The sequence below is a fragment of the Microcoleus sp. AT9b-C3 genome (assembly GCF_036705485.1).
In the GTDB taxonomy this organism is placed as follows: Bacteria; Cyanobacteriota; Cyanobacteriia; order Cyanobacteriales; family Microcoleaceae; genus Microcoleus.
In genome coordinates, this window is sequence record NZ_JAUBUR010000097.1 from 1 (window position 1) to 2,898 (window position 2,898).

Consider the following 2,898-nt stretch of genomic DNA (forward strand, 5'->3'; position numbering starts at 1 on the left):
CTCAAGCAGCAGATCCTTGCCCAGTGCGCCGAGCCCGGCGCGTCGGTGGCCAGCATTGCCATGGCGCACGGCATCAATGCCAACGTCGTGCACAAGTGGCGCCGTCTGGCCAGCGGGGCACTGCCTGCCGTTGCAACGCCGGCCTTCGTTCCCGTCTCACTCCCGCCGGCCACCTGCGCGCCGGCGCCAGATATCCGCATCGAGCTGCGTCGCGGCGCCACCCAGATCACGCTGAGCTGGCCTTTGGCAGCGGCCGATCAGTGCGCCGTCTGGATGCGCGAGCTGCTGCGGTGATCCGCGTCGATGCCCTGTGGCTGGCCACCGAGCCGCTGGACATGCGCTCGGGCACCGAGTCCGCGCTGGCCCGCGTGGTCGCCGTCTTCGGCGCTGCGCGCCCGCACCACGCCTACCTGTTCGCCAACCGCCGTGCCAACCGCATGAAGGTGCTGGTGCATGACGGCATCGGCGTGTGGTTGGCGGCGCGGCGCTTGAACCGCGGCAAGTTCGTCTGGCCGCGTGGTGACGCGGCCAGCACCGCAACGCTCAGCCGCGCACAGTTCGACGCCCTGGTGCTGGGCCTGCCCTGGCAGCGCCTGGGTGATGGCGGGGTGATCACCGTGCTTTGACTCTGATCGTCATGTGGGGCACTGCCAATTGGGGCATGCGCCGATGGCGTGGCCGCAGCGGTGCTGGCACAGTCAACGCCCATGGTGTTGGAGCCGCAATCCCTGGAGGGCCTGAGCGCAGAGCAACTGCGCGCTGTGCTGCACGACGTGCTGCAGGCGGTGGCCGCCAAGGATCAGGCGCTGGCCTTCAAGCAGGCCATCATCGACAAGCTCACGCACGAGAACGCGCTCTTGAAGCGCATGAAGTTCTCTGCCCAGTCGGAGCGCTTCAACCCCGAGCAGAAGAGCCTGCTCGAAGACGAGATCGAGGCCGACCTGGCCGCCGTGGCCAGCGAGATCGACGCGCTGCAGGCGGCGCAGACCCCGGCCAGCGCCGAAGACAAGAAGGTACCCAAACGACTGCCGCTTCCCGCGCACCTGCCCCGGCGCGAGATCCGCCACGAGCCTGACGTCACCACCTGTGCCTGCGGCTGCCAGATGAAACGTGTGGGCGAGGACGTGGCCGAGAAGCTGGACTACGTGCCCGGCGTGTTCACGGTGGAGCGTCACATCCGGGGCAAGTGGGCCTGCGCGAAGTGCGAGACGATCACGCAGGCGCCGCTGGCACCCCACATCATCGACAAGGGCATCCCCACCACCGGGCTGCTGGCGCAGGTGCTGGTGGCCAAGTACGCCGACCACCTGCCGCTGTACCGCCAGGAGGCGATCTTTGCGCGGGCGGGCCTTGCCATCCCGCGCTCCACCCTGGCGGCCTGGGTGGGCGCCTGCGGCGTGCAACTGCAACCGCTGGTGGACGCGCTCAAGGACGAGATGCTCACCCACCGGGTGCTGCACGCCGACGAGACGCCAGTAGCCATGCTCAAGCCCGCGAACCTGCGAGACGGCAAGACACACCGCGCCTACCTCTGGGCCTACGCGCCCGGCGCGTTCGAGGGCATGAAGGCAGTGATCTACGACTTCTGCGAGAGCCGCTCGGGCGAGCACGCCCGTCGCTTCCTGGGCGAGTGGCGAGGTGGCCTCGTCTGCGATGACTTCAGCGGCTACAAGGCCCTGATCGCCAGCGGCGTCACCGAGGTGGGCTGCCTGGCCCACGCGCGGCGCAAGTTCTTCGACCTGCACGCGGCCAACCAGAGCCAGATCGCCGAGGCCGCGCTGCAGCAGTTCGCACAGATCTACGAGATCGAGCGCGAGGTCAAGGAGCTCAGTACCGAGCAGCGCCTGGCGATCCGCCGGGATAAGACCCGGCCCATGCTGGACGCCCTGCACGCGTGGATGACGCTGCAGCGGCGCAAGGTGCCCGACGGCTCGGCGACAGCCAAGGCGCTGGACTACAGCCTCAAGCGCTGGGCCGCACTCATCCGATTCGCCGAAGACGGGCAACTGCCGGTGGACAACAACGGGATCGAGAACCAGATCCGACCGATCGCCATCGGGCGCAACAACTGGCTGTTCGCCGGCAGCCTGCGCGCCGGCCAACGGGCCGCGGCCGTCATGAGCCTGATCCAGTCGGCGCGCGTGAACGGGCACGACCCGTACGCCTACCTGCGCGATGTGATGACACGCCTGCCGCTGCAGCGGGCCAGCCAGATAGGCGAGCTGCTGCCCCATCGCTGGCAGAGGACCCCGCCTGAGGCTGCGACACTGGCGGCATGAGCACCAAGTTCCAGCGCCTACAGGCCCACAACGTCTACCAGCTTCGCATCGAGCTGCAGCACATCGAGCCGCTGATCTGGCGGCGCATCCTCGTGCCCGAGACGCTCAAGCTCTCCAAACTCGATCGGATCGTGCAAGCGGCCATGGGCTGGACCAACAGCCACCTGCACGACTGGCGCATCGGGCAGCAGCGCTACGGCATTCCCGACGAAGAGTGGATCGGCAGCAGCCAGATGCTCGATGAGCGCAAGTTCACCATCGCGCAGGTGCTGGGCGAGCAGACCAAGACCTTCGCCTACAGCTACGACTTCGGCGATGGCTGGGATCACCGGATCACGGTGGAGGAACGTCTGCCGGTTCAAGAGGGGCACAACGACTGGCCGATGTGCGTGGCCGGTGAGAACGCCTGCCCGCCTGAGGATGTGGGCGGACCACCAGGCTACATGGACTTCCTGCAGGCCATGCGCGATCCAAAGCACGAGCAGCACGCCGATCACTGGCGCTGGTGGGGTGGGCCGTTCGACCCGCACGCCTTCAGCATCAATGCGGCCAACATGGCGATCCGCAAGCTGCGCTGAGTTCAGCGGCCCGCGTCAAGGTGGGTTGGCTGGACGCTTAC

Annotated in this window: 4 protein-coding genes; all 4 read left to right on the forward strand. The window is 67.8% G+C overall.

Annotated features, from left to right (window positions below):
• On the forward strand, nucleotides 1-294 hold a 294-nt coding region (gene tnpA, locus QUB77_RS31430), incomplete at its 5' end, for an IS66-like element accessory protein TnpA (protein WP_333323761.1).
• Nucleotides 291-626, forward strand: coding sequence for an IS66 family insertion sequence element accessory protein TnpB (gene tnpB / locus QUB77_RS31435; RefSeq protein ID WP_333323763.1), 336 nt, complete (start codon nucleotides 291-293; stop codon nucleotides 624-626). The genes tnpA and tnpB, both read left to right, overlap by 4 nt.
• A gap of 81 nt (nucleotides 627-707) precedes the next feature.
• Nucleotides 708-2,279, forward strand: a complete 1,572-nt coding sequence (tnpC, locus tag QUB77_RS31440; protein WP_333323765.1) for an IS66 family transposase — start codon at nucleotides 708-710, stop codon at nucleotides 2,277-2,279.
• A complete protein-coding gene (locus QUB77_RS31445) occupies nucleotides 2,276-2,857 on the forward strand; it encodes a plasmid pRiA4b ORF-3 family protein (protein WP_333323767.1) in 582 nt (193 codons plus the stop codon). The genes tnpC and QUB77_RS31445 overlap by 4 nt, the downstream gene beginning before the upstream one ends.
• Nucleotides 2,858-2,898: the final 41 nt, after the last annotated feature.